The sequence below is a fragment of the Pseudomonas sp. NPDC087626 genome (assembly GCF_044743405.1).
Taxonomy (GTDB): domain Bacteria; phylum Pseudomonadota; class Gammaproteobacteria; order Pseudomonadales; family Pseudomonadaceae; genus Aquipseudomonas.
Genome location: NZ_JBIUWJ010000002.1, coordinates 197295 through 220632, shown reverse-complemented (window position 1 = coordinate 220632; position 23338 = coordinate 197295). Strand labels below are relative to the sequence as shown.

General features: G+C 55.7%; 28 protein-coding genes and 2 pseudogenes. 13 read left to right on the top strand and 17 right to left on the bottom strand.

Annotated features, from left to right (window positions below; all coding sequences use genetic code 11):
* Positions 1-134 precede the first annotated feature (134 nt).
* From ACIOVD_RS02805 to hisC, 3 genes and pseudogenes are all read right to left on the bottom strand, one after another.
* Positions 135-1469, bottom strand: a pseudogene (locus tag ACIOVD_RS02805) (NTP/NDP exchange transporter).
* Between the two features lie 41 nt (positions 1470-1510).
* A complete protein-coding gene (gene hutC, locus ACIOVD_RS02800; RefSeq protein ID WP_159389959.1) occupies positions 1511-2248 on the bottom strand; it encodes a histidine utilization repressor in 738 nt (245 codons plus the stop codon).
* Positions 2248-3384, bottom strand: coding sequence for a histidinol-phosphate transaminase (gene hisC / locus ACIOVD_RS02795; RefSeq protein ID WP_401126027.1), 1137 nt, complete (start codon positions 3382-3384; stop codon positions 2248-2250). Before hisC ends, hutC begins: the two co-directional genes overlap by 1 nt.
* A 737-nt stretch (positions 3385-4121) precedes the next feature.
* Here hisC and ACIOVD_RS02790 point away from each other — a divergent pair.
* The 4 genes from ACIOVD_RS02790 to ACIOVD_RS02775 all read left to right on the top strand — a co-directional run bounded on the left by ACIOVD_RS02790 (position 4122) and on the right by ACIOVD_RS02775 (position 7913).
* On the top strand, positions 4122-4469 hold the full coding sequence (locus tag ACIOVD_RS02790) for a RidA family protein (RefSeq protein WP_149630891.1): 348 nt from the start codon (positions 4122-4124) through the stop codon (positions 4467-4469).
* 27 nt (positions 4470-4496) lie between these two features.
* Positions 4497-5717, top strand: coding sequence for an NAD(P)/FAD-dependent oxidoreductase (locus ACIOVD_RS02785; protein WP_401126175.1), 1221 nt, complete (start codon positions 4497-4499; stop codon positions 5715-5717).
* A gap of 210 nt (positions 5718-5927) precedes the next feature.
* Positions 5928-6419 carry a hypothetical protein gene (locus tag ACIOVD_RS02780; RefSeq protein WP_401126025.1) on the top strand — a complete coding sequence of 164 codons (492 nt, stop codon included), beginning with the start codon at positions 5928-5930 and terminating at the stop codon, positions 6417-6419.
* Positions 6420-6431: 12 nt separating this feature from the next.
* Positions 6432-7913, top strand: a complete 1482-nt coding sequence (locus tag ACIOVD_RS02775) for a methyl-accepting chemotaxis protein (RefSeq protein ID WP_401126023.1) — start codon at positions 6432-6434, stop codon at positions 7911-7913.
* Positions 7914-7995: 82 nt separating this feature from the next.
* Here ACIOVD_RS02775 and ACIOVD_RS02770 read toward each other — a convergent pair whose 3' ends face one another.
* Positions 7996-8430: a helix-turn-helix domain-containing protein gene (locus ACIOVD_RS02770; RefSeq protein WP_274883511.1), complete on the bottom strand. Its 435-nt coding sequence runs from the start codon at positions 8428-8430 to the stop codon at positions 7996-7998.
* 93 nt (positions 8431-8523) lie between these two features.
* Here ACIOVD_RS02770 and ACIOVD_RS02765 point away from each other — a divergent pair, with 93 nt between their 5' ends.
* Positions 8524-9486 (top strand): arsenic resistance protein, encoded by a 963-nt coding sequence (locus ACIOVD_RS02765; RefSeq protein ID WP_039011224.1) that lies wholly within the window; start codon positions 8524-8526, stop codon positions 9484-9486.
* 38 nt (positions 9487-9524) lie between these two features.
* Here ACIOVD_RS02765 and tnpC read toward each other — a convergent pair.
* The 4 genes and pseudogenes from tnpC to ACIOVD_RS02745 form a co-directional block, all read right to left on the bottom strand.
* Positions 9525-11051: pseudogene (gene tnpC, locus ACIOVD_RS02760) on the bottom strand (IS66 family transposase).
* A gap of 61 nt (positions 11052-11112) precedes the next feature.
* Positions 11113-11448, bottom strand: a complete 336-nt coding sequence (gene tnpB / locus ACIOVD_RS02755) for an IS66 family insertion sequence element accessory protein TnpB (RefSeq protein WP_401126020.1) — start codon at positions 11446-11448, stop codon at positions 11113-11115.
* Complete coding sequence (gene tnpA / locus ACIOVD_RS02750; protein ID WP_080766454.1) at positions 11445-11777, bottom strand: IS66-like element accessory protein TnpA; 333 nt, start codon at positions 11775-11777, stop codon at positions 11445-11447. Before tnpA ends, tnpB begins: the two co-directional genes overlap by 4 nt.
* 800 nt (positions 11778-12577) lie before the next feature.
* Positions 12578-12973, bottom strand: a complete 396-nt coding sequence (locus ACIOVD_RS02745) for a hypothetical protein (RefSeq protein ID WP_401126018.1) — start codon at positions 12971-12973, stop codon at positions 12578-12580.
* Between the two features lie 276 nt (positions 12974-13249).
* Here ACIOVD_RS02745 and ACIOVD_RS02740 point away from each other — a divergent pair, with 276 nt between their 5' ends.
* Both ACIOVD_RS02740 and ACIOVD_RS02735 read left to right on the top strand, forming a co-directional pair.
* The gene (locus ACIOVD_RS02740; RefSeq protein WP_401126016.1) at positions 13250-13789 is read left to right on the top strand and encodes an AAA family ATPase; all 540 of its coding nucleotides are present in this window, start codon (positions 13250-13252) and stop codon (positions 13787-13789) included.
* Positions 13790-13792: 3 nt separating this feature from the next.
* The gene (locus ACIOVD_RS02735; RefSeq protein ID WP_401126014.1) at positions 13793-14338 is read left to right on the top strand and encodes an AAA family ATPase; all 546 of its coding nucleotides are present in this window, start codon (positions 13793-13795) and stop codon (positions 14336-14338) included.
* Here ACIOVD_RS02735 and ACIOVD_RS02730 read toward each other — a convergent pair.
* Entirely contained in the window at positions 14241-14927 is a 687-nt protein-coding gene (locus tag ACIOVD_RS02730; protein ID WP_401126012.1) for a phosphoadenosine phosphosulfate reductase family protein, read from the bottom strand. The genes ACIOVD_RS02735 and ACIOVD_RS02730 overlap by 98 nt on opposite strands.
* 84 nt (positions 14928-15011) lie before the next feature.
* Between ACIOVD_RS02730 and ACIOVD_RS02725 the strand changes: the two genes are divergently transcribed.
* Entirely contained in the window at positions 15012-15713 is a 702-nt protein-coding gene (locus ACIOVD_RS02725; RefSeq protein WP_401126010.1) for a hypothetical protein, read from the top strand.
* Between the two features lie 50 nt (positions 15714-15763).
* Here ACIOVD_RS02725 and ACIOVD_RS02720 read toward each other — a convergent pair whose 3' ends face one another.
* From ACIOVD_RS02720 to ACIOVD_RS02695, 6 genes are all read right to left on the bottom strand, one after another.
* Positions 15764-16579: a DUF2303 family protein gene (locus ACIOVD_RS02720; protein ID WP_401126008.1), complete on the bottom strand. Its 816-nt coding sequence runs from the start codon at positions 16577-16579 to the stop codon at positions 15764-15766.
* Positions 16580-16604: 25 nt separating this feature from the next.
* The gene (locus ACIOVD_RS02715) at positions 16605-16952 is read right to left on the bottom strand and encodes a hypothetical protein (RefSeq protein WP_401126006.1); all 348 of its coding nucleotides are present in this window, start codon (positions 16950-16952) and stop codon (positions 16605-16607) included.
* Between the two features lie 91 nt (positions 16953-17043).
* Positions 17044-17364, bottom strand: coding sequence for a hypothetical protein (locus ACIOVD_RS02710; protein ID WP_401126005.1), 321 nt, complete (start codon positions 17362-17364; stop codon positions 17044-17046).
* Entirely contained in the window at positions 17361-17642 is a 282-nt protein-coding gene (locus ACIOVD_RS02705; RefSeq protein WP_401126003.1) for a hypothetical protein, read from the bottom strand. Before ACIOVD_RS02705 ends, ACIOVD_RS02710 begins: the two co-directional genes overlap by 4 nt.
* A gap of 424 nt (positions 17643-18066) precedes the next feature.
* Positions 18067-18930, bottom strand: coding sequence for a ParB/RepB/Spo0J family partition protein (locus ACIOVD_RS02700; protein ID WP_401126001.1), 864 nt, complete (start codon positions 18928-18930; stop codon positions 18067-18069).
* Positions 18931-18992: 62 nt separating this feature from the next.
* Positions 18993-19154, bottom strand: a complete 162-nt coding sequence (locus tag ACIOVD_RS02695; RefSeq protein ID WP_401125999.1) for a hypothetical protein — start codon at positions 19152-19154, stop codon at positions 18993-18995.
* A gap of 349 nt (positions 19155-19503) precedes the next feature.
* Here ACIOVD_RS02695 and ACIOVD_RS02690 point away from each other — a divergent pair, with 349 nt between their 5' ends.
* Complete coding sequence (locus ACIOVD_RS02690; RefSeq protein ID WP_401125997.1) at positions 19504-19899, top strand: DUF1654 domain-containing protein; 396 nt, start codon at positions 19504-19506, stop codon at positions 19897-19899.
* 55 nt (positions 19900-19954) lie between these two features.
* Here ACIOVD_RS02690 and ACIOVD_RS02685 read toward each other — a convergent pair whose 3' ends face one another.
* Together ACIOVD_RS02685 and ACIOVD_RS02680 are read right to left on the bottom strand one after the other, a co-directional pair.
* On the bottom strand, positions 19955-20491 hold the full coding sequence (locus tag ACIOVD_RS02685) for a hypothetical protein (protein ID WP_401125995.1): 537 nt from the start codon (positions 20489-20491) through the stop codon (positions 19955-19957).
* Positions 20492-20751: 260 nt separating this feature from the next.
* A complete protein-coding gene (locus ACIOVD_RS02680; RefSeq protein ID WP_401125993.1) occupies positions 20752-21633 on the bottom strand; it encodes a helix-turn-helix transcriptional regulator in 882 nt (293 codons plus the stop codon).
* 104 nt (positions 21634-21737) lie between these two features.
* Here ACIOVD_RS02680 and ACIOVD_RS02675 point away from each other — a divergent pair, with 104 nt between their 5' ends.
* From ACIOVD_RS02675 to ACIOVD_RS02660, 4 genes are all read left to right on the top strand, one after another.
* Entirely contained in the window at positions 21738-21932 is a 195-nt protein-coding gene (locus tag ACIOVD_RS02675) for a Cro/CI family transcriptional regulator (RefSeq protein WP_401125991.1), read from the top strand.
* A gap of 84 nt (positions 21933-22016) precedes the next feature.
* The gene (locus ACIOVD_RS02670) at positions 22017-22439 is read left to right on the top strand and encodes a phage regulatory CII family protein (RefSeq protein WP_401125989.1); all 423 of its coding nucleotides are present in this window, start codon (positions 22017-22019) and stop codon (positions 22437-22439) included.
* Positions 22439-22924 (top strand): hypothetical protein, encoded by a 486-nt coding sequence (locus ACIOVD_RS02665; protein WP_401125988.1) that lies wholly within the window; start codon positions 22439-22441, stop codon positions 22922-22924. The genes ACIOVD_RS02670 and ACIOVD_RS02665 overlap by 1 nt, the downstream gene beginning before the upstream one ends.
* Entirely contained in the window at positions 22914-23228 is a 315-nt protein-coding gene (locus tag ACIOVD_RS02660; RefSeq protein ID WP_401125987.1) for a hypothetical protein, read from the top strand. Before ACIOVD_RS02665 ends, ACIOVD_RS02660 begins: the two co-directional genes overlap by 11 nt.
* Positions 23229-23338: the final 110 nt, after the last annotated feature.

The window sequence follows — 23338 nt, the reverse complement described above, 5'->3', positions numbered from 1 at the left end:
GCAGTCGTTGTAGCTGTGGAGCTTTTTTGCGTTTGTAGTACATGAAAATTCACGACAGCCATGGCCTGAGATTTTGAGTTTCAGGGAGATGCCTATGACGGTCGCATTTTCGCTGAAGCGCTGTTACAGAATCTCTAAGCGCCCGCCCGTTCCACCGGCAAACCTTGCGTCGGATTGCCGGCAGCAAGATCGGAGCTCTTGGCATTAGTTTCATCTGCCTGCTTGCCAAGCCTCCATCCCAGGCAGCCTCAGAGCAATGCGCGCACTCTACTGACAACTGCAAGCAGGCCGCCAACTTGGCCCAGCATATCAAGCGCACTATTGACCCAACCGCTAATGGCATCGACTGCGCGATAAACGACGAGATCGATGACGCTGTTGGCCTTGTATTTACTCTCGGCGTCGAGTGGCGCGAAGAGCATCTCCCGGCCCGGTCGGGCGAAGGCATATTCGTCGATGCGACGCACGGTCATTAGGACAGTGAGGATGATACAGCTTGGCGCCAGCGCGAGCTCAATCAAGCCGATGCATATCAGCAGCGGCACGATCGCCAGAAGCATGCGCCCCCCCAACCTCTCCGCCAAGCAGCCAGTCAGGAATAGCTGCGAGAATAGGGTGCCAGCCTGGACAATGAAGTCGATGATTCCGAATGCGCGAATCTGAGTCAGACGGTCAGGAAAAAGCTCGACCATCAAACGTGCTTGTTCGCAGTAAAAATGTCGTGATAGTTGCGAGCAGCATCATAAAGCTGGATATATCCAGTAGGTAAGTCGACTTCAGGGCTCGCGTCAAGCCGCTGAAAGGAGGATGCTCGGACTGTCCATCGATGTGGCTCCGGGGCGTCCTGCACCGCCGACCTCATGCCAGCGCATCAACGGGTATTTGAGTGCCAGTGCTGCGCCAAGTAATAGACCCGCCAGCAGCATCAGACCTGTCTCTCTCGGTTGACCGACAAACAACGCGCTGAGTGCTGGCCCCACCAGCCCGCCGACACTGGCGCCGGCCGCAATAAAGGCAAACAAGCGTCCGGGTTGCACGCCGTCGAATACGTTCGCCAACAGGCTTCAGGCGACCGAGACGACAAATAAGTTGTAGGCAGAGATCCAGACGTAGAAAACACGTGCCATTCACGGGCTTTCGCTTTGCACTTGGAAGAGTGTGGCGAGAATCATCAAGTTAACGCTGATGAACCCCTAGACCCAATCGACAAAGTGCAGGTGTGTCCCCCGGGAGCTGAGCCAGGCAAACATGGGAGCTACGGCGAGCATAACGAAGAAAGTTGCGGTGAACAGCCATTGCAAATTCTCCACCCCCACCGTTATGCCCATGGATTCGCGGATCGGACGCAGCATGAAGCAGCCGGTGAACAAGCAAAAAAATAGCAGAAAGCCTGAAGTCGCAGGGAGCAACTCCTGAGATTCGGCGTTGATAGCTTGGCTCAAACGAAGCTGTAGGAATGAGGTGCTCATCCCAAATCATGATGGTTCAATTCATCAAGTGCCTTCAGGCCTCAACTGTCCCTGTGCGCCCCATTTACTGGCAGGCGGCTGCCTAGGCGATAGCGTGAGGACGGGTGTACTAAACGCACATAGGTGACGATTTTGCTCTGACTCCAGGTTCGGCGTATGAGCACGAGGCAAGGTTCATTAGCATCGATTTGCATGTGTTTGCTTTCCTCGTTGCTGGGGTGACAGGCTTCGACGATGTGTTCCATCTCGTCGGGCTTGATGACCCGCAACAGGTACTTGGCCGGTTGCAGGTGCTCGCCAAAGTCTTGCTTCAGAAATTCTGGCACCAGCTCGGGATTGACGTAACGATCCTCGAGTTGCACGGGCACGCCTTCTTCGCTGTGAACACAGATCAGGTGGAAAACTGAAGAGCCGGTGGTCAGGCCCAATGCGGACGCCACCGGCATTGAGGCCGATTCGCGCCCCAGGTGCAGGACACGGCAGGTGTAACTGTGACCTCGAGCAAGGATTTCATCGGCAATGTTGGTGATACGCAGCAAGTTTGATTGCGGTTTGCTTTCGGCTACGAACGTGCCAACGCCTGAAATCCTGACCAGATGACCCTCTTCGGTCAGTTCGCGTAAGGCCCGGTTGACGGTCATGCGCGAAATGCCCAGTTCTTGCACCAGCTGGTTTTCTGAAGAAATCAGGTCACCAGGTTTCCAAACGCCCGCGCGAAGTTGGTCTTGCACATAATCCTTTGCACGCCGGTAGAGCGCTTGTGGTGCATTTTTGATCATTAGTCAGCCCGTGTCTCTAGTGCGGCAAGGACGCTTGCCAGTGCTTGGAGGAAAAGGTCGTTATCCTCACAGCTTCCGACAGAGACGCGCAAGTACTCAGTGTATCCAACTTCGCGCCACGGTTTGATGATAACCCCTTCACGCAGCAGTGCTTGGTTGATTACTTCGGCCGGATAAGGCGTGCTAAAAAACAGAAAGTTGGCCAAGGACGGTGCGGTCGTAATGCCTTGCTCGTGCAGTGCCACTTCCAGCCGCCGGCGTTCGCTGGCGACATGGGATAGGCAGGCGTTTAGATGACGATCATCTGCCAGCGCCGCAATCGCCGCAGCTTGTGCCACGCTGTTGACGTTGAACGGGGTGCGCAGGCGGTTAATAAGATCTGCCAGCAGTGGATCGCTGACGATACCGTAGCCGATGCGCAAACCTGCCAAGGAATAAGCCTTGGAGAAAGTCCGCAGCAGGATAAACGGTTTGCCGCTGGCCTGAATCAAACCGAGGCAATCCGGGTACTCGGCCTCCCACTGCGCGTATTCGTAATAGGCCTCATCAAACACCAGTAGACACTTCGAGGGCAATGCGTCGAGCAGCTGCTGCAACTCGTCGGCGCTTAAGGTGCAGCCGACCGGATTTGACGGGCATGAAAACATCAGCACATGGGTGTGGGGGGTGAGTGCAGCGATCATTGCCGCTACGTCGAAGGTGCCTCTGTCGGTCATGGGAACACCTACCACCCGGGCACCGGCTGCCATTGGGTATATGAAGTGCAACCCGAAAGATGGCACCACGGTAACTACTTCGTCATCGTGGTCTAAAAACACCCGGCTGATGACGCTCAACAAATCTTCCGAGCCGTTGCCGAACACCAATTGATTCTCGGGTACGTCGAGCTTTTCCGAGAGTGCAGAGCGTAATGCCTGGCAGCCAGCATCGGGGTATAGCGCAATTTCGCTGCAAGCTCGAGCCGTTGCGGCGCTAACGGCGGGTGCTGTGCCCATCGGGTTTTCGTTGCTGCCTAGTTTGGCGACGCGAGTCAGGCCGAAACGCTTGCGCACAGTATCCGAGGCAAGGCCGGCGTTGTAACTGGCCAGTTCGCGCACTTCTGCGCGGGCAAGCAGGTTCAAGTCATTGGCATTCATACAGGGCTAACCTCATTAGTGTCTTGCTGGAAGGCATTACGATCCGGGTGGTTCTGCAGGAGTTGCTGCAGACGCGGCTATTCGGCGTTATGGCTGATCTCGTACGGCTGTTAGCTGAATGGGTCTGAGCGGTATCAGTACATTCATGAGTAACATCCTTGGGAATCAGGATGAGTACGCAGCAGACATCTGTATGTGCCTGTATATACCAGTAAAGCAAAATGCAGGCCAAAATATCTGAGCTGCTCTTGATTCCGCAGTACAGGCCTGTTCCTAGCGGAGTAGACCAGGCTGATGATCGCTGCCTTTTAGCCTTGTGTAACCAATGGTTGCGCTAGAGTGTTACCCATGATGCCTGATGGGGGAAAACGAAACCTTGAGTATCGGGGCACCTATGGTGTCCTAGTCGCGAGAGGAGGGTAAGTCGCTCTACCTCAGGCCCGTGGCGTATTTTTGATCGAGCGGCATGGTAAATGCTTCATCGTGTATATACAGGATTGGTATTTCAGGCTAAAACATACATTCACCCCTCCTGAACGTATGAAGCAACGAGTCGACATGATCTCAAGCAGCTGTTCGCTCCTGATCTATGTGTCCGGTGTCCGCGAGGGGGATTACATGCTCAAGCGTATGCATGACTCAATGGCCTACCGTAAAAACCGCAGAAGTCGAATCGATGATTCACAACCGGTGCTCGTTGATGGGCGCCTTCTTGAAATACCCAAGAGAGAACTGCCATGACCGTTAGCAATCTGCCCTTTTCCAAAGTCCGCCACAGCCAGGGCCTGGTTTTTTTGTCTGGCGAATTGCCGTTTGGTGAGGACGGTAGCTTTCCTGAAGGTATCGAAGCGCAAACGCGTTTGACCTTGACGCGTATTGCCCAGACGCTGGAAGCCGAATCGCTGTCGCTGGACGATGTTGTCAGCGTTACCGTGTACCTGACCGACCGGAGTAATTTCGCCGAATTCAATCGGGCTTATGCATCATTCTTCACGACCAACCTGCCAGTGCGCGCGACCGTCTGCGCCGGCCTTGTGGTCGATGCATTGGTCGAGATCAGTGTCATCGCGCAACAGCGTGCTTGATTCGGAGGCAGCGTGAACGAAAAACAAATGGTGGTACTGGGGGCCGGTATTGTCGGCGTATGCACGGCGTTGCATTTGCAACGCCGTGGCTGCGCGGTGACGCTGGTGGACAAAGGTTTGCCGGGGCGTGAAACGTCGTTCGGCAACGCAGGCATCATTCAGCGTGAGGCCATTGAGCCCTATGCTTTCCCAAGGGATCTTGCCAGCCTGATAAACGTGGCAGCCAAGCGCGATATTGGCGTCAACTACCATCTGCGCGCGATGCCTGAATACGTGCCTGCCTTGGTCAGGTATTGGGCCAACTCCGCACCTAGGCATTACCAGGCCATTGCAGATGCCTTTCGCACGCTGATTGAGCACTCGATCAGCGAGCACTCGGAGTTGATTGAGCAAAGCGGTTCGCAAAACCTGATCGTGCGCAAAGGGTGGATCCAGGCTTTTCGTAGCCCACAGCAATTCGATGAGGCGGTGGAGCGTGCGGTACGCGTGAGTGCATACGGCGTGTCGTCCGAGCATCTGGACGGTGCCGCGCTCAGACTGGCGGAACCAGCGTTGAGCGATGCATTGGTGGGGGGCATTCATTGGCTGCAACCCTGGACGTGCATTGAGCCGGGTGAGTTGGTGCAGCGTTATGCCGATCTGTTCGTGCGTGAAGGTGGGGAGATTTTGCGCGGCGATGCGCGATCGTTGCGTCAGTCGGGAGCCGGTTGGAGCGTCGACACCGATTCTGGATCGGTCGGCGCGTCGCAGGTGGTCGTGGCGTTGGGCCCTTGGGCTCACGAACTACTTGGCGAGTTGGGCTACCGCATTCCGTTGTTCGTCAAGCGCGGTTACCACGCTCACTTTGCCGATGGCGCGACATTGAGCCGCCCGGTGCTGGATACTGAACAAGGCTACATGCTGGCGCCGATGAAGCGCGGTATCCGCCTGTCAACGGGGGCGGAATTCGCCAGCTTGAGTGCGCCTCCAACACCGGTGCAACTAGCCAAGGCCCAGCGGGCCGCACGGCAGGTATTAGCGTTAGGCCCCCAGGTGGAGCGCACGCCTTGGAGCGGCGCCCGACCCTGCACGGTAGACATGAAGCCGGTGATCGGCGCAGCGCCCTTGCATAAAGGACTCTGGTTCAATTTCGGCCATGCCCATCAGGGGTTCACGCTCGGCCCGGTCAGCGGTCGACTTCTAGCAGAGTTAATTATGGGCGAGACACCAGTGGTCGATCCGGCACCCTTTGCTCCAGGGCGTTTCTGAGCTCAGTAGCTGTGCATGAATGTTCTCGCCCATCTCACTCGGAGTAGTGGGCGAGAACCTGAATTTCTTGAAAATAAAACACTGATTTTTATCTACGGACGCTGCACTCGCAGATTTCGTGGCATTCGTCGTGGGCGTTGTTTTGATTTCATTCGGTATATCCGTCCATCGGCTCGCCCTGACTACCTATAAATACCCGCTGGAGAAGTCATGAACATCAAACAAAAGCTGACATGGGTATTTGCTGCCGTCGCCTGCCTTCCGGTGATTCTGGTCGCGGTGCTCGTCGTATTGAACTTGCGTAGCGCAGCACAAGCGAATTTCCTGGATAGCAGCGGCCGTGAAATTCGTCAGATCGACAACGGCATGAAGCAGTTCTTTGAAAGCATCCGCCAAAACGTCGAATACCTTGCCAAGGATCCTCGGATTGCCACCGTCAAGGGATTGAAAAACTATACCGCTGCCAATGCTGAGCAAACCCCTGTGACCGAAGTCGATCAGCGACTCCAGGCTGTTTTCGATCAATTTGCCGAGACCCATCCGACCACCGCGTCTATTTCCTTGGGGCTCAACGACGGCGGTTTTGCCGGTTGGCCCGACGACCAGAAAATGGCCAGCTACGATCCCCGAGTGCGTCCTTGGTACAAGACCGCCATGGCGGCCGCGCCAGGCTCAACTGTGCGCACGGGCGCTTACTACTAGGCGCCTGATGACATGGTGCTGGTCAGCACGGTTCGCGCTTTCGCCGATGCCAGCGGCAACCCGGTGGGTGTTGTCGGCGTGGATGTCTCGCTCAAACAACTGACTGAACTGGTTAAAACCTTCAAACTGGGCGACAGCGGATACCTAATGATGGTTGAAGCCAATGGTAACGTTTTGGTCGATCCCGCCAATGCGAAAAATAGTTTCAAGCCCCTAGCCGACCTGGGCCCTGGCTATACCGAGCTGTCAAATAGTGGCGATGGCATGACCCAGGTGGAGATCGATGGGGTGCCGTACATGGTTAATGTGGTCAGTTCCGAAAGCCTGGGCTGGCGCTTTATTGGTCTGATCAAGCGCGATGAAGTCATGGCTCAGGCCACCAGCCTGACAGGGTTGATCGCGCTGGTTGCCGCCGTGTTGGCATTCATCTTCGCCATCGTCGGCGCGAGCTTCGCCGGTGTGATCGTTAGACCGATTCGCGGCGTTGCCGATGGCCTGCAGGAAATCGCCGAAGGGGAGGGCGACCTGACTCGTGAACTGGAAGTGCGGGGCAAGGACGAAACCGCCACTTTGGCTGGTTGGTTCAACCAGTTCCTTGGCATGATTGCGCAACTGATGCGGCGTATCGGTTGCGCTTCCACCGATTTGCAAGAGGTCGCTGCGGACACCAGTCAAGTGGCCAGTAACATGAACAACGCCGCAGTGCGCCAACGCGAAGCAATTGAGTTGGTGAGCACAGCTTTCTACGAGATGGTCTCTACCTCCAACGAAGTGGCCCGCTCTTGCAGTCATGCTGTTTCCTGCGCGGATGTCGGTTACCGAGAGGTGCACGACGGGCAACGGCACATAGGTGAGGCCACGGGCAGCGTTCTTAAATTGAGTGACGACCTGCAGCAGTCGGCAGGTACCATGCAGATGTTCGAGCAGGACAGTAAGAACATCAACACCATCCTAGATACCATTCGTTCGATTGCTGAACAGACCAATTTGTTGGCCCTCAATGCCGCCATTGAAGCGGCGCGCGCCGGCGACCAGGGTCGTGGATTTGCGGTGGTGGCCGACGAAGTACGCGCCTTGGCACGACGCACTGCAGACTCAACCAGCGAAATCGACAGCTTGCTCGGCAACTTCGCACGGCGAACTAAGGAGGTCACCCAGCAGATGCAACGGAGCCTGGAGGTGTCACAAACCAGCGTTGAATGTATCCAGCAGGCGCACGACAGTTTCGACAAGATCCGCGAATCGGTGGACTCGATTCGCGACCAGAACGCTCAGATCGCCACGGCAGCAGAGGAACAGCATCAGGTGGCCGAAGATATCAACCGACACATTGCACAAATCCATGCCGATGCCCAGTTGGTCGAAAGGTTTGCGCATTCGGCGCACACCGGATCGGGTCGCCTGATGGATATTTCTGGTCAACTGAAGGGGCTGGTGGGGCGCTTCAAGGTAAGCGTCTGCCGAACACATCTTGCACCAGCCCGTTTGGTGTAGACGGACGCTCGAAACACCCTGTCGAGACTATCGCGCTATTCGGTTTCGACGGCAGCTTGCTCCCCCTATGCTCTTGACTCGTCTAGGAGCAGCAACCAGAGCGAGCCCCAGCAACGGGTTCGAACAGTGACTCAACAATCGTACAGTCTGGAGTGTTCGAGCCTAGGCATGTTGACTCACACGTGCCTGTCATTGAGAGCAGCTCTATCCGGATCTGCTGGAGCTTAGCTACCTTAGATTCCACTTCTGCCAAGTGCTTCTTGACCACTGACAACGCATCAGCACACGGACGATCAGCATCTGCCGCGAGCGCAATGAGTTCGCGGATATCGTCGAGTGGAAAGCCCAGTTCACGATTCTGCCTGATGAAGATGAGTCGTGACCGATGCTTTTCGGTATAGATTCGATGCCGCCCTGTCGACCGTAGGGCCGGAGGGAGAAGGCCTATTTTCTCGTAGTAGCGAATCGTTTCAATGTGGCAACCCGTTGATTTCGACAGTGCTCCGATTCCTGACATCCAAACTCCCCAAGCATTTTCTTGAACCTGTAGTGGCTACAGATATTAACCTGCTCAATCGAAAAATGATTTCACGCGTTTTAAGGGCATTCCGTGGACAGAGAGCAGCTAGAGAAGAACCAGATTCCCGTTTACTTCGTCGCGGTCATTGTCGCGGCTATCGGAGGCCTGCTCGCACCTGATGCCTCTCAAGCGTTAGGTGCGTTGGTGACACCAGCCATTGCTGTGCTGATGTACGCCATGTTTCTACAGATCCCATTCCTGGATCTCCGCAAAGGGCTTGCAAACAAGCGTTTCATGACCGCGCTGCTGACCGCCAATTTCGTCGCCATCCCCCTGTTGGTTTGGGCGTTGACGATGGGCCTAGCCGACCACCCGGCGATATTGGTGGGCGCACTATTGGTCTTGCTGACGCCTTGTATCGATTATGTTGTGGTGTTTACCCATATCGGTAAGGGCGACTCCAAACTGACTCTGGCGGCAACGCCATTACTACTCGTGCTTCAGCTTGTGCTACTACCCCTCTATCTAGCCTTCATGGTGAGTGATGACTCGGCGGTGGTTATATCGGTCGGCCCATTTGTTGAGGCCTTCGTAGTGCTGATCGCTTTACCCTTGGTCTTGGCAGTAGCAACAGCTGCCGGGGCAAAGGGGTCACGCGTCGTTGAGGGCTGGAACAATGTATGGGCTTGGATGCCTGTGCCAGCTATGGCGGCTGTATTGGTCGTAGTGATCGGCTCTCAGATTTCAACGGTGGTCAGAGACATGGACAAGCTGCTGCCTGTTATTCCCGTCTACATTGGTTTCATGCTCTTGGCACCCGTGGTGGGTGCGCTGGTGGCTCGGGCGTTTAAGTTACCGGCTAGCACGGCAAGATCAGTCGCTTTCAGCAGCTCGACACGAAACTCATTGGTAGTTCTACCATTGGCATTGGCCTTGCCCGAGGAAATCAGAGGGCTCGCTGCGGCAGCAGTCATTACTCAAACTCTGATTGAGTTGGTCAGCGAACTAATTTACATCCGAGCAATTCCTGCTTTGGTGTGGCGCAAAATGTAGATGCCAGGGAAGACCTAAGGACAAAACACCCTGCGCGATTAAACAGGTGCCCACCTGTGCGGCAGCAGCTTATTAAGCTCACTCGCGCGCTGCGTCGGCAGGCGCGTGAGAACATCCTTTAGATAGGCGTACGGATCATGGCCATTCAGCCGCGCTGACTGAATCAAGCTCATGATCGCCGCAGCCCGTTTTCCGCTGCGTAGCGACCCGGCGAAGAGCCAGTTCTTGCGCCCAAGAGCCCATGGCCGGATCTGGTTCTCCGCCCAATTATTATCAATGGGAACCGCCCCGTCATCGAGGTAGCGCGACAGCGCCGCCCAGCGTTTAAGGCTGTAATCGAGTGCTCTGCTGATGGCCGAACCTTCGGGCACAAGATCACGCTGCGCATTCATTCAGGCATGCAGCCTATCCATCACCGGTACGGCTTTTTCTTGCCGTATTCGGCGCCGTAAATCCGGCTCCAGGTCTCTGACTTCTCTTTCGATTTCGTACAACAACTGGATATAGCGCAGGGCTTGCTCGGCGAGCGTGCTTTTATTCGTAGCGTGCAGTTCAAAGAACTTGCGCCGTGCATGGGCCATGCAGCCGATCTCGGTCACGCCGAGTTCAAAGCTGGCCTTGTAGCCGCCAAAATCGTCGCAGACCAACTTGCCATTCCAGTCCTGAAGGAAGTCGCGAGCATGCTCTCCGGCGCGACTGGGGCTGAAGTCATAAACCACCGCTGCCACATCCGAGAACTGACTGGTAGCGTAGGCCCACACATAGGAGCGGTGGGTTTTCTTTGTTCCCGGCATGAGCATCTGCACCGGTGTTTCATCTGCGTGGATGATTTGTTGCCCAAGCACTACTTCGCGCAGCGCATCGACCAGCGGCTGCAACTGAACTCCGGTCACGCCAACCCATTGAGCCAAGGTTGAACGTGGAATCGCCAAGCCCGCTCGACCGAAGATCGACTCCTGACGGTAAAGCGGCAGATGGTCAGCAAACTTGGCGATCATGACGTGTGCGAGCAGGCCCGAAGTCGGGATGCCTTTATCAATGACCTGCGGCGGAGCCGGTGCCTGGATCAGCGTTTCGCAGTTATCGCAGACCCACTTGCCACGGACATGGCGTTCGACGGTGAACACGCCGGGCGTGTAGTCCAGCTTCTCGCTGACGTCCTCACCGATGCGCTTGAGGGCGCAACCGCATGGGCAGTGAGTGTTGTCCGGTTCGTAATGGATCAACGTTCGCGGAAATTCTGCCGGCAATGCCGTGCGCTTGGGCTTTTGCTTTTCCTTGGTCGCCGTTGGTGCTATTTGCAACGCCTGAAGCTCGGCCTCAATCGCCGCGATATCAGTATCGATCAGATCATCTAGCAGGCTGGCCTGTTCAGGATTCATCTGCTCGCTGCGCTTGGCAAACTTCAAACGCTTGAGCTGGGCGATCTCATGGGTCAGTTTCTCAATGACTGCTTGGTCACGGTTGATTTTCTTGCCCATAGTGTCGACTTGCGAGAGCAACTGCGCTGCGAGGACGCGCAGTTGATTGGGAGACAGTTGGTCGAGATTGGGCGAAGAAGTCATACGCCGGACTTTGCCAGAGCAGGCGTTTCGCGACGATAGACCGATAGGCTAATGGCAGCCATTAAAGCAGTGTGATCGAGCCTCCAGAACCTGCGCGTTGCCATGGCAGCCCCAGCACCAACGCTTGAAGTTGCTCGGCATCCAGTTCCATCTCAGAACCATGGCGGATGCCAGGCCAGTGGAACTTGCCTTGGTTTAACCGGCGCGCCGCCAGCCATATTCCGAAGCCGTCATGCACCAGCACTTTCATGCGATTGGCGCGGCGGTTGGTGAACAGATAAGCGCAGTGCGGCTGCGCCGCACCGAACACCGCGATCACCTTGGCTAGCGCCGTTTCGGTGCCTGCGCGCATGTCCATCGGTTCGGTGGCGAGCCAAATGGAGTCGATGTGAATCATCGCAGAATATCTCGAAGAAAAGTCGCGCAGGCGGCAGCACTTTCAACGGGCCAGTCCACTTTGATGATGGCGCGCGGGTGCTGTATTTCAACGCAGATATTCGATGATGCTGGATGGGAGTTCGCCCCCGCCAGCGGCATGGCTAACGGAATAAATGCAGGTGGGTGCGCCGGGATTTTCTGCGTTTGCAGCCGAATCCATTTGTGGACGAGGTTTGCGTTGAGGCTATGGCCGAGCGCGACGCTGGCAATCGAAGCGCCTGGTTGGGCGCACTCTTGAATGATCTGGGCTTTGAAGGATTTGGAATAGGAACGGCGTGTTGGCTGCATGAAATACCCGCTTGAGAGCTAGAATTGGTGTCCACTTAATTTAAGTGCACACCATGTCTTCGCTTTGCAGGGCTGGGTAGATGACTTGGCCGGACGGTTACGCTCGATGTCCTCCTGCGCATGAACATCAGCCTTGGCGAATCATTGGATCTTGAAGTGGTCAATGAAGCTATTGTGCTCAAGACTCTCCGCCATGCAGATAGCGAATCCTGAGCAGTTTTTAAGTCCTAATGGACGGCTGACCGCATTCGCTGGCGTCTGACAGTGAATGGTTTAGATCGTAGGTCATCAAGAGGCATACCCTAGCCAGATCTGGCTCGGATTTTCAGTTACACCTGACCGTCCAAAGCTGGTCAAGTCTCGTGGTGTAACTCTGGTTCATCAATCGTGCCGCTTCGCCCAGCCATGATCTTTGGGGAGGCTAGCTATTCGAAGCAACCCGGCCCCCATCTAGCCCAGGACACCCACCACTTATTCGCAGGGACCGGCTGCGAATGGAAAAAAGGTCGTCTGTGAGCTCACCAGGCTGTCTCAAAACCATCAGCAAAACCTCAGTTTTTGAAACTCGGTCGGAAAAGGACGATTGGCCGACTCGGTAGAAGCCTTGATCATCAATCGCACATCGTTGGTGGATACCACATCTTGCTCGGAATCGGGTTCATTATCCTAATGGTCAGCACACGACTCCTTAACAGGCGGGCCGAGGAAAGCTACGTCAAGCAGGCAACAACAGCACTGGCGCGTGAGTGGTCGGAGCTATGCAATTAGCTGCCCCAAAGCCCCGAATTGACAGGCCGGGGTCAGTCGTCAGCATCTGATTCAAGGGCCTTGGTTTCTGCGTCCCCCTGTAGCGTATCGATGACGGTTACGCTCGCGCATGCTTTTAATAAGCGCTCCACATCCTTCGCGTTGTATCCATTGGCTTCAATAACAACCGAGCCATCTTCCACTTGGACCATTACGCGTCGGCTTTTCCGAGCCTCGACCCAAGAGATGATCACTTTAGCAATGCCGTTCCAAGGCATAGCATCGCTCAGCGCTGAGATGATTTCGGTAAAACCCGAAGCCTGCGGCCGCCCTGAAAACTGCATAACGCTGGAATGGCGAATGGAGGCATCGTCCAGGGCTGCAAGAAAAGAATCCCTACTGTGCTTGAAGAGGGTGAAGCGGATCGCGACTACAGCTTGCTCATTCATAGGTACCGCCCCTTCAGACATAATTTAAAAGCTGCATTCCGCGTCCATGGCAATGGTACTCGGGCACTGAATCTCTAACAGTACTCAATCGCCTCTATACGCTCAATCTGGGTTTAGGCCATGGTATTGGGTATTTATCATCGGCGGCAGCGGTAGTTACTGCAAATTTCAGCCAGTTGGTGCCTGGCTTCGGCTTCACGAAAATCCCGGCTAAATGCACCAACTAAGCTACGCTTTATCGCTATATTGGTTTCGCAAGACAGGGATCGTCAAAGCATGAAGCGACTACTTCTCCTAAGTGGCCCGATGGCCAGTGGCAAGACGTCGGTTTCCGCCGCCCTCCAAAAACTCCATGGATTTGTTCCGATCAGCAGCGGCTCCTTTCTGCGTGCGCACCTGGCTACCCGGAGTGAGCCACTTGATCGTCATAACCTCCAAGAACTCGGCGACTCTCTCGACAAGGCCACCGACTTCTCTTGGCTCATAGACTCTGTAGCAAACCCAGCCATCCAAGCTCGGCCAGACGTCGAAAACTGGCTCCTGGATGCTGTCCGCAAGCCCCGGCAGGTTGAATTGTTCAGACTCTGTTTCGGCAATGCGGTGAGGCACCTGCACATCATTGCGCCCGAATCCGTCCTGCAACAGAGGTACGCAGCACGAGGCGGTTCCGATCTCGACGAATATAACGCCAGCGTGTTGCATCTTAACGAGCAGAGTGCCCGTTCGCTCTCAGGTTTTGCGGACGAAGTTTTCGATACATATACGTACACCCCGTTTCAAATTGCGGATCAAATATTAGGAATCTGGGAGATGTAGCTAATGGAAACTCGTCAGATCGTAGTGATCAGTGGCAAGACCTGTAGCGGCAAGAGTGGTTTGGCCAGTTTGTTGGAGAAGGAATTTGGCTTCGCCGTGGTTTACGATCGTCGAGCCATTGATGATTCCGAGTGGTGCCTTCGCATGGCGCAACCCGACATACCTGATCGTCGTCACGAAGCGAAAGACGCTGACCAGTGGATGCTTCGGGAAACCCTGGCAGTGTGTGAGGCGCAGAAGGATGGCCGACCGTTAGTTGTGGATCACCTGAATACGCTTGCGCAGGTGCTGCAGTTTCGACAGGTCTTCGGTGCAAACCTGGTGCATGTACACCTCTACGCAAGCGATCCTACGCTCCATGGACGTTATGCAAAGCGAATAGAGGGTCAAGCCAATCCTTTGTCCTATGACGAGGTCAATCAGCTCAAGGATCAGACAGAGATTCAGGCGCTCAAGGATGATGCCGACGTCCGTGTTTACACCGAACGCTCGGACTCAAATGACAGCCGACGCGGTTGCAGCCTTGCAGGTACAGCGGGTTTGGCTTGATGCCCGCCGCGCGATGGGCCTCGAACACGGCCTCGACCGGCCACTTGAGGATCGGGCGGTAGTTGAACAGGCCGCCTCCCACCTCGTCGCACTCGGGCAGGTATTTCCGGGCCAGCGATTCATCGGCCCGAACACCCTGCCAGGACAGCAGCATGTTCTCGCCGTCCATGAGCGGCAGGAAAACCTGCTCGATGATCGGGTTACGCTTGAGCTCATCAGTGCAGAAGCGCGCCTTTGTGCTGGGGAAGCGGCCCTTCCATAGGCACAAGTCCAGGAATGGGTTGCCGGTAGGGTGCAGAACTTCCAGAGCACCCAGCACCACGGATTCCGCCACACCTTTCTCGCGCCACTTGGTCTCGATAAATTTGCGCTTGCCGGCGATCTGCCTGGAGAAGTCTGCCTTCACCCAGCGGATGGGTACGCCAGTGGCTTCGGCCAGGTAATGGATGTAGTCATATGTCTCTGGATGCTCATGCCCGGTGTCAGCCACTACTGCGCTGAGATTCGGCACCTCCAGCTCGCGGGCGACCAGCAGCGTAGCCGTGCTGTCTTTACCGCCGCTCATGCTGACGATGTTGTGAGTAGGCATAGGGGATCCTCGCCGGCTGGCGTGATTCGTTGAAGTGGGGTATTTGTGTTCGGCCCGGCATGGAGCCGGTAAGGAGCAGAAATATTGAACAATGCAACTGATGCCAGTAATGACTGGTCTGGATTCATTGCAAATGTAATAGCGACTTGGGAATGGGTAGAGCGTTTTTTCGCAGCGCTATGGAGCGGTCTTGGTTGGCCACATGCGGTGTTGATTATGTTTTGTGTTGGGGTTTACTACTTCAAAGGCGAGATAAAAAGCGTTATACCAAGAATTAAGAGAATCGGCTCTGATGGATTTGAAGTTGAATCGCAATCGCCTCCAGTTCAACCGACGGTCAAAGATGGCGAAGTAAAAAATATACCAAAAGGAGACTTTCCTCATACATTTGAAGTTGCTTTACGCATTGTCCAAAAGGACATCGAGGGGAAGAGTGAGGCGGAGGCTTTGCAACACCTGATCGGCGATGATGCTGGTTGGCGAGTCCTTTGGTATTTTGAGACGATTTATTCTTACATTTATGGCGGTCAAATTCGGCTACTCCAGCTTCTGAATCAGCGTGGCACATTGGGCATGACTCTTTCTGAAGTAGAAGCCGAATGGGAGGAGCATAAATCCCGAAATAAGCCAGCTATGGATAAGTGGGAGATGCAGCCGTATTTAGATTTTCTTAAATCGAGAGAGCTAATTTTAGTAGAGGGTGACACACTAAAAATTACCTTCACAGGTAATGAATTTATAACGTGGATGGCTAAGTATGGTCGGTCAGACAACCGCCTTTGGTAATCAATCAAAATTGATTGGCTGGTTTGGGCCGGTTGCCCGGCCTAAACCCCTTACTTCGGATCGAAAGCACCCAGAGACAATGCCGCGTTGTTGCCAATTTTCTCTTGAAGAACGGTTTTGAATTCCTGCGCGATGTCTTCCCGTTGAACTTCTTCCCCGACCCAGCGCAACTTCAGGGCAGGCTGGGCGCCGCTGGTGATCACGGAAATCCGCAAGTTGATCTGCTGTTCGGTCAGACCTTCGAATGGGATCGTGCTGAACAACAGCGCGGCGGGCAGTGTTTCTTTACTGCGTGCTTCGATCTGGTCCATGGCGCTACGGCTGGCGCTGGTGTCGCCGACGGTGGTTTCGGATTCGCTGGTCGCTTTGACAGTGATGGTCCGAACGGCAGCGATGGCACGGGCAACGGGAATGGCTTTGCCTTCGTCGTCCACTGGAGTCAGGTACTGGTGCCAGTCCTCGATCCAATCGCTCAGATCCTTTTGCGTCATCGCCCGGCCGCCGATGGACTGGGCCGCCTTATAGCCGGCCGATGCCTTGAGCTTCAGCACCGCGCGGTCATCTGCGTGGCCCGGATTTTCGTCAGTGCCCAGGTTGAACAGCAGCGTGCAGGTCATTTCGTCTTGGTCGATGAAGCCCTTCGCGGTTGCGATGGCGCGGTCGGCGACGTAGGCGCTGAAGTCGGCCAGGGAATGGGTGGAGTAGATACCGCGGAATCGGCTGCGACCGGCCTGCCATTTTTCCAGCGTGACGACCTGGCAGCCTTCAGGCAGCACGATGGCCGGGGTTTGAGTGGCCAGTGCTTTTCCGCTCGCTTCAAGCGCGGTGTCGGTGATGAGCTGGATCGCTTCTTTTGTCAGAGACATTGTTCAGTTCCTTGATGGTTGGCGGTTAGGAGCGGGGAGTGATAGGGGCTTGTTCACGGCTGAAGAGCTGATCGTGCTTCTCCGCGAAGAGAGTGATCTTGCCGCCGGAGCCGACATGCATTGGCGTGTCCAGGCTGGTGTTCTCGCTGCGAGTGCCGCGTTTGGTCGGCACCTTGTAGTCGAGCTTGTGCTTGATCTTCACCTGGCTGGACTCGCCGATCTGGCTGAAGTCGAGAGTGATGACCAGCTTGCCGGCCTTGCCGTGGTCGACGACCCCGGATGCCACTTCGGAAAGGGCGTGGCCAATCTGGCTGGCGAAGGCGCCGCCGTTCAGCTCTTCGAGGAACTCTGCGGTATCGGTTGGGGTGGACATGGCTGTTTCTCCGGGCTGGCCAACAGGCCGCTTGGTGGGAGGTTGAATTGCGACTGGCGAAGGCGCTGGCGCACCTGGTTGTTGATTCGCCTCATGAGGAAAACGTGAACCCGTTCTCGTGCGCGATGAGCTTCACCCGGCCGGGTCGCATCTTCAGCTCTGCCGCGGCGGCGGCAACGGTCTTGCCTGCGTCGGCCTGGGCCTGGGCCTTGACCTTGACCATGGGAGCCAGTTTGGCGCGCTCGGCCTTGAGCCGGTCCTGATGGGCAGAGGCGCCATAGCCGACCATTTCCGCGCTGACGCCGCTGTTGATCTCCTGCACTGTCTTGCCAGCGCCGAAGAACTGATCCAGCTTCTGGTTCAGGTCCGCGATGATCGAGTCTCGCGGGTTGGGCATTGGCACGCCGATCATTTCCGTTCACCTGATAGCGAGACCTTGATGCCGTCGGCGCGCGCCTCCAGGACCTGGGCGAAGTTGACCGCTTCCTTCCAAGTCCAGCGGAAGCCCTTGGTCAAGCCGGTGGAACGCTCGACGATGTGATAGGCATTGCCCTTGGTAACGACCTGGAAGCGAACTTCTTGCACTGGCTGCTCCTTGCCGATCAGGGCGTAGAACGCGGCGGTGGCGATGTTTGAGCGAATGTGCAGGGCCGCAACCCCGTCGACGCGCTGTTGAATTGATGGGTGCATGGCGGTTCCTCGATGGGGTTGCGTGTATTCGTCAGCACTCTGGCCGCCTGCTGGTTGCCGTTGGGCGCAGAGGGGAGTGCTGACGAGTAAAGGCAGGCGTAAAAAAGCCCGAGGATTCCCGGGCTTTTCGTGGTGCTCCACACAGACCTCCCTATGTGGAAGCTTTTGCCGCCGTTGGGCGGGCTTCGGTATGCGCTAATTCATTGCCAATCCTCCGTGCTGAGTGGGTGATATGCAGGTGGCCGGCGCTGGGCCGGGTGTTCGTCCGCATCGGGGTGTGATCTGCATGACGTTTGTCATCCGTTGCTCTCGCGCTGGCTGGCGGTACTCAGAACACACTCCGATGCGGCCTGGTGCTGGGGAGTACCAGGTGCTCGGGCAGTTACCGTCAGGCTGACGTGGCGGTGGTTGTTTGGTAGTGCAATCAAATTGCGGTGTGATCGACAGCTCTGATGGCGGCATGCAGCCTTTCAACCAACTCGGCTGGCAGGGTGATGGTGGGGGATGAAGATTCCAGGCAGCCAACGGGTAGGGCGTCCATCAACTCCTTGGCCACCACCCTGATCGCCTCAAGCTTTTGGCGTGGGACTGTCGGGCCTCGCATTGATCCAGCGGTTACCTTTGATTTACCTGTGGCTCTAGCTTTCTGTAGCTCGCCACCGAGAACCTTCCCAGCTTCTTCCCCATGCTGGCGCACGACCTGGACAGCGGTTGTCGCAGAGACTTGGCCAGACGCAACTAATTGCTGAACGTCCGTATTGGCGTTGCCCAGGGTCATCATCTGCTCAACATGCTGGCGAGTCTTTCCGATCTTCTTCGCAATCTGATCCGGTGCCCAACCAAACGCTGTGAGGCGTTTGTAGCCGTCAGCTAACTCAAGAGGGGAGAGCTTCTTCCCTTCCTGACTGGTGATGACCCTGGCAACACGTTCTGCGTCGTTGCCTTCGAAGGCGACAATGGGAATCCAGGCCTCCAATCGTGCCGGAACATCCTTGCTCGGAACTCTTGGCAGCCGACCTGCCTGATCGAGCTTGAGGAAAGCACGGCGTCGACGGTGGCCGTCGACCACCCACATGCCACCTTCAACCCGGGGCCGTACTTCTAGCGCTGGTATCTGGCCGCCGGCGAAGATGAACTCGGCCAAGGCCTCAATGCTCTCCTCCAGATCCTCGCCTTCAGCTCGAAGGTTGAAGCCAGGTTCCTCATGGAGATCCTCCAAGCGTGCCTTCATCGCATCGGCACGTCGCAGATCGCCGTCCTTGATCATTTGTTTGAATGACTTGGCCATGCAATTAGTTTCCAAGTGGTTGTCATCCCGCTGCCCACTCAGTGAATGGGCAGAAGTGATGCTCATTGAGCCTGGAGAGCTTCGATTGCCTGTCGGTAGTCGGCGGCGTTCGTGCGGTTGTTCGCGGCGTCTTCGTACTGACCTTCAGCCTCCTGGATCACTGCGTTGTTCTCGCAGTTGGAAGCGTGGATTTCGAGCTGAGCGATTGCGGGGGCGTGCTTCATGGGTGATGTCCTCTTCGGTTGTCATCCCAAGCGGCCCTCGCAAGAAGGCCGCTCAGTGATGCTTTCCGTCCTATTGCCGCCGGAGGGGCGGGGCGCATTGCTTGCCGGGTCATTCGTGCCTACTGGGCATACACGGTTCTGGCGTTTCACCATCGAGTAGCCGTACAGGTTGTTCCTGTCGTTGGCAGGCTTTCAGGCCTGTCTGCTCGCCGGTCGCCGGTAGAGGCAATGCGGTCTGTTGTTTGTTGCGCTGGCTGTTAAAGAGCGGCGGGTCTCTTGAGGCCCTTCGCTGCGGTTTGCCGTTGCGATGTGGGTAGTTAACCATCGGTATATTTTATCGTCAATACCGATGGTTAATTTATTTTCGGTTGGTGTGCGATATGCTTTTGTTGTGCTGGATGGATATACAGTTATTGGGGGGGGTGACATGGCAACATCAGCTAGGCAGGCCAAACCAGCAGTACGGCAGGAGATGAGCGGCGTGGAACGACTTGGCCTGCGTGTTTCGTCAATGATCAATTCGCCACGCGCCATGGAAAGGTGCTCGGCGCTAATTCACCGACTGGACTCTGATCAGGATGCGGATTGGGATGAGGTTATGGGGCGAATAGCCGAGACAGACGGGGTAAATATGATCTTCCAGGATGATGGTGGGGTTTTACTGGAGTGGGAGCCGCTGAGCGAAGAGGATCGTGTTCTTGAGACGGGCGAGGTTGAACAGATAGAAGATCTAGCTCCTTTCTAACACGCACAAAAAAGCCCGCTCAAGTGGCGGGCTTCAATGCATACCTATAGCTGATTCATGCGTTGGACGTATCCCAGTCGAACCATTGAGCAGTTGTTCGCTTGAACCAAGAAAGCTTGCTGACGTATTTGTCGGCATCTTCTTTTGAGTACATAGATCGGATTACGTCGTCCCGCGCAAGAAGCTCAAGAGCGGGAAGAGTTGGCGGCTCATCGGCTTCTATGCGACGTATTCTGCTTTTCAGCTCTCGAAGCCCTTGATGTGACGTTTCTTGCCCGGTGGACAGTAGTTCGGCTTCGATATCGAGATACCGTTTCCTCAGATCGTTGTGAAGCCAGGCTCTTTGCCCAGTGCCAACGACTAAATCAATTGAAGACGCGAGGGTAACCAGCAGAGCCGAGCCTCCCACCAAGATAGGAGACGAGCCAGCAATGAGTGAAGTGACCGTGGCGGATCCGAAAATTACCCCCACAAACGCCGTGAAGCGTCCCCAGCGAAGAAAGAACGCACCGCGGCGCATGTGGTATCGAACATTGCGCTGAACATAAAATTCAAGCTCATGAATCTCTGTGGCAATGTCTGTCTCGCTCATGCTTTAAGAGTCTCTATTCGGCCTCGGCGGTACCGGACGGCTTTCCGAAATGGTGTTTGGACCACCACCATCTCGCTTATTCCAGCCATCCTGAGCCGGCGCTGGTCTTGGTGCCGGAGTTGGTCTTGGTTGTGGTTGTGGTGGAGTTCTTTGTTTGTCACTCACTTTAGCACAGCTCCTTTTCTACTATTGTTGGCGTGTTAGGCGCTAGGCCAAGAGGCCTCAATGCAATTCTTGGTTTGGTTTGGTGAGTGGCACGGCTACGCCTTCCGCGCATTCCAGATCAGCAGCACCTTGGCGTGAACAGTCACGTCTTCGATTCGCGCCTCTTGATCCCTGACGTGCGGGTTGTCAGACACAAGCAAGAAACGCTCTGAATCCAGCAACTGAATCCGCTTTATGAATAAATGCTCATGCCAGGTCAGGACGTAGATACCGTCGCCTGCGTATTCGTTGACGCCCTTGTCGACGATCAGAGGGTCTTTATCGTTGATCGTCCCCTCCATGCTCTGGCCCCAGCCGGTAATCATGGCAAGGGAGTGAGGGGAGGTGTAGGTGATGCCTTTCTCGCGCAGCACGTCCTCGCGAATAATGAGGTTTCTTATCACCTCGTTATATTCAGCCGGAACCTGGCCGTGCCCCATAGAGGCGCGAACGTCGTATTGGCGAATCACTATTTCTTCAGGCCTTGCTTTTAGGCCGGAAAAATCAGCCTGGATGACCTTGCCGTGCGCCTCACCAGCCGCAGACAGCGCTGCCGCCGCGATTTTCTCCTGGGCATCCACATCCAGGTTTTTGCCTGCATGCTTGCGGATCATCTCCATCACTTTATCGGCCGCACTCGACATGACCGCGCCAGAGGGTTTGGCTGGGGAGCTTGTCAGCGACGCTATTTCGCCAGCCAGCCGCGGGCTGAATGCAGAGACCGGCTCATCAAGCATGCGCGCAAGTACGGCGGCGAACTTAGTGTTCAGCGGGTTGATGCCCTTGAAATAGAGATTTACGGCGGCCGGGGTCATTCCGGCCTCGTCGGCAATTTTCTTTTGGCTGAGCTTCAGCTCGTTCTTCTTCGAGAGGAACAGGTCGTGTGCGGCCGTGCATTCAGCGATCAGCTCGGGCGGAAGGATTCGTTTCTTGGTCATCGCGCGAATGTATACCAATGGTTAAAAATAAGAAGAAACCATCGGTATTGATTAAAGATTAACAGATGGTTAATATTTGCCTTGTCAACAGCAGAGGCACGACCATGAATGAGACTCCCCTCGACAAGTTCGTGGCTGACAAAGGGCAGTCCGAAGCCGCACGGCTTCTTCGGGTAACTGCCCCAGCCATTCACAAAGCTCTATCCGCGAAACGAGATATCCGCGTGATCCAGCTTCCAGATGGAAGCTTTCAGGCGCTGGAGCAGCGTCCGTTCCCATCCCAGAAATCTGCTGCATGACCGTCCCTGTATCGGTGATTTGTTGAGCGAATCATCGCGAAACGCCATCAGCGATACCACTGAAACAACTGCGAGGATTTACGAATGGACGAATTTCTGCGGGCTTGCCAAAGCGCGGTCCTGGACAACGAAGCGAAGGTGCTAGCCGGCCAGATGGGTGTTCCACACGTCAGCCTGCTGCAGCGTGCCAACCCCGACAACGATGCCCATCACCTGACCATCGAGCATCTGTTCGGGATTCTTCTGCACACCGGTGACATGCGGCCGCTGACGGTGCTCGCCAATGAGTTTGGGTTCGACCTTGTTGCCAAGACTGCACCTGCCCCGAAGGCGCTCACAACCTCGTTGATCAGCCTGGGCAAAGAGGTCGCCGATCTGACCATCGCGGTGCATCTGGCCCTGGATGACAACCATGTTTCCCCTCTGGAGAAAGCGTCAATCCGGAAAGAGCTCGGGCACGTCCGGCAAAGCCTGGATGTGATGGAAGCATCAGTGAAGGTGGCCTGATGAATAGGGAAGAGTTCTACAAAATAGGCCGGGCTTCGGGGTGGCTCGACAAAGTTGAGATGTGTGGGGCCGTTTCTGCAGTTGACCGGGGAGTAGCGGTGCAAGCGATCGCTGCTCGAGCAACAGGCAAGCCGGATGTTGCTGCCGCCGAAATTCTTGCGGGTATTGCCGTACTCGACGGCAATCACCTACCGATTTTGCTCTGGTCGAACAATACGACGCGAGAAGAGAAGGCCGCATGGCACAAGGCCGAAGCGGCTTTTTGGGACGGATCTGCTCAGCGCTTTGCAGGACTTATGACGCAGCGTCCTCAAAGTGCTGTTCGTACTCGCTCCGCGACCCAAGATGGCCCGTCCACTGACGAACGGGATGCGCCTCAACCTCAGTCAGTTTCATCTGTAAAAGTTCCTCATGAAGCAGAAACACGAAGTCCTCTTCCTTCTCAACTTGGCGAGCATCTGCAAGGGACCAGTGATGCTTGTTGATCAGGTGAAGCCTAAGCGCATCCAGCTTATCAAGCCGAACCCATGTGGCCGCCTTGTTTTGGCAGATTCGATCTGCAAAGCACCTCAGTTTGTAGGTACCCAGTGCCATGCGCAGATCCTGGCCGGTACGAACGTCTTCCCAGCGAGCTGTAGCGCCGCTTTTAAGCTCGGCTTCGTGCTTATCCAAAGCAGTGACCCACTCAGAATGGTGGTTTATCCCGCAATTCATATGTCCGGTCTCCGTGACCCTTTTGTGTGGAAGCAAAAAGCTACCACGGATGCGCTGGACACCTACACAGCCTGAATCGCAGGCATAAAAAAACCGCCTGGCAGGGCGGCTTCTTCAAATCATATCGGGGTCGATTATGCACATAGCAATCGATGCAAGCAATAGATGCCCTATCGCATCAGGCT

What these genes read in the sequence shown, in the direction of transcription:
- ACIOVD_RS02790 (WP_149630891.1), top strand. Translation starts at nt 4,122, where the DNA reads ATGACCGTTAGCAATCTGCCCTTTTCCAAAGTCCGCCACAGCCAGGGC.
- ACIOVD_RS02710 (WP_401126005.1), bottom strand. Translation starts at nt 17,364, where the DNA reads ATGATCGGCGTGCCAATGCCCAACCCGCGAGACTCGATCATCGCGGAC.
- tnpA (WP_080766454.1), bottom strand. Translation starts at nt 11,777, where the DNA reads ATGCAGCCAACACGCCGTTCCTATTCCAAATCCTTCAAAGCCCAGATC.
- ACIOVD_RS02770 (WP_274883511.1), bottom strand. Translation starts at nt 8,430, where the DNA reads ATGTCAGGAATCGGAGCACTGTCGAAATCAACGGGTTGCCACATTGAA.
- ACIOVD_RS02785 (WP_401126175.1), top strand. Translation starts at nt 4,497, where the DNA reads ATGGTGGTACTGGGGGCCGGTATTGTCGGCGTATGCACGGCGTTGCAT.
- ACIOVD_RS02780 (WP_401126025.1), top strand. Translation starts at nt 5,928, where the DNA reads ATGAACATCAAACAAAAGCTGACATGGGTATTTGCTGCCGTCGCCTGC.
- ACIOVD_RS02705 (WP_401126003.1), bottom strand. Translation starts at nt 17,642, where the DNA reads ATGCACCCATCAATTCAACAGCGCGTCGACGGGGTTGCGGCCCTGCAC.
- hisC (WP_401126027.1), bottom strand. Translation starts at nt 3,384, where the DNA reads ATGAATGCCAATGACTTGAACCTGCTTGCCCGCGCAGAAGTGCGCGAA.
- ACIOVD_RS02730 (WP_401126012.1), bottom strand. Translation starts at nt 14,927, where the DNA reads ATGCCTACTCACAACATCGTCAGCATGAGCGGCGGTAAAGACAGCACG.
- ACIOVD_RS02745 (WP_401126018.1), bottom strand. Translation starts at nt 12,973, where the DNA reads ATGAATGAGCAAGCTGTAGTCGCGATCCGCTTCACCCTCTTCAAGCAC.
- hutC (WP_159389959.1), bottom strand. Translation starts at nt 2,248, where the DNA reads ATGATCAAAAATGCACCACAAGCGCTCTACCGGCGTGCAAAGGATTAT.
- ACIOVD_RS02680 (WP_401125993.1), bottom strand. Translation starts at nt 21,633, where the DNA reads ATGACCAAGAAACGAATCCTTCCGCCCGAGCTGATCGCTGAATGCACG.
- ACIOVD_RS02660 (WP_401125987.1), top strand. Translation starts at nt 22,914, where the DNA reads ATGCTTGTTGATCAGGTGAAGCCTAAGCGCATCCAGCTTATCAAGCCG.
- ACIOVD_RS02775 (WP_401126023.1), top strand. Translation starts at nt 6,432, where the DNA reads ATGGTGCTGGTCAGCACGGTTCGCGCTTTCGCCGATGCCAGCGGCAAC.
- ACIOVD_RS02685 (WP_401125995.1), bottom strand. Translation starts at nt 20,491, where the DNA reads ATGAGCGAGACAGACATTGCCACAGAGATTCATGAGCTTGAATTTTAT.
- tnpB (WP_401126020.1), bottom strand. Translation starts at nt 11,448, where the DNA reads ATGATTCACATCGACTCCATTTGGCTCGCCACCGAACCGATGGACATG.
- ACIOVD_RS02690 (WP_401125997.1), top strand. Translation starts at nt 19,504, where the DNA reads ATGGTTAATTTATTTTCGGTTGGTGTGCGATATGCTTTTGTTGTGCTG.
- ACIOVD_RS02715 (WP_401126006.1), bottom strand. Translation starts at nt 16,952, where the DNA reads ATGTCCACCCCAACCGATACCGCAGAGTTCCTCGAAGAGCTGAACGGC.
- ACIOVD_RS02665 (WP_401125988.1), top strand. Translation starts at nt 22,439, where the DNA reads ATGAATAGGGAAGAGTTCTACAAAATAGGCCGGGCTTCGGGGTGGCTC.
- ACIOVD_RS02735 (WP_401126014.1), top strand. Translation starts at nt 13,793, where the DNA reads ATGGAAACTCGTCAGATCGTAGTGATCAGTGGCAAGACCTGTAGCGGC.
- ACIOVD_RS02720 (WP_401126008.1), bottom strand. Translation starts at nt 16,579, where the DNA reads ATGTCTCTGACAAAAGAAGCGATCCAGCTCATCACCGACACCGCGCTT.
- ACIOVD_RS02675 (WP_401125991.1), top strand. Translation starts at nt 21,738, where the DNA reads ATGAATGAGACTCCCCTCGACAAGTTCGTGGCTGACAAAGGGCAGTCC.
- ACIOVD_RS02695 (WP_401125999.1), bottom strand. Translation starts at nt 19,154, where the DNA reads ATGAAGCACGCCCCCGCAATCGCTCAGCTCGAAATCCACGCTTCCAAC.
- ACIOVD_RS02700 (WP_401126001.1), bottom strand. Translation starts at nt 18,930, where the DNA reads ATGGCCAAGTCATTCAAACAAATGATCAAGGACGGCGATCTGCGACGT.
- ACIOVD_RS02740 (WP_401126016.1), top strand. Translation starts at nt 13,250, where the DNA reads ATGAAGCGACTACTTCTCCTAAGTGGCCCGATGGCCAGTGGCAAGACG.
- ACIOVD_RS02670 (WP_401125989.1), top strand. Translation starts at nt 22,017, where the DNA reads ATGGACGAATTTCTGCGGGCTTGCCAAAGCGCGGTCCTGGACAACGAA.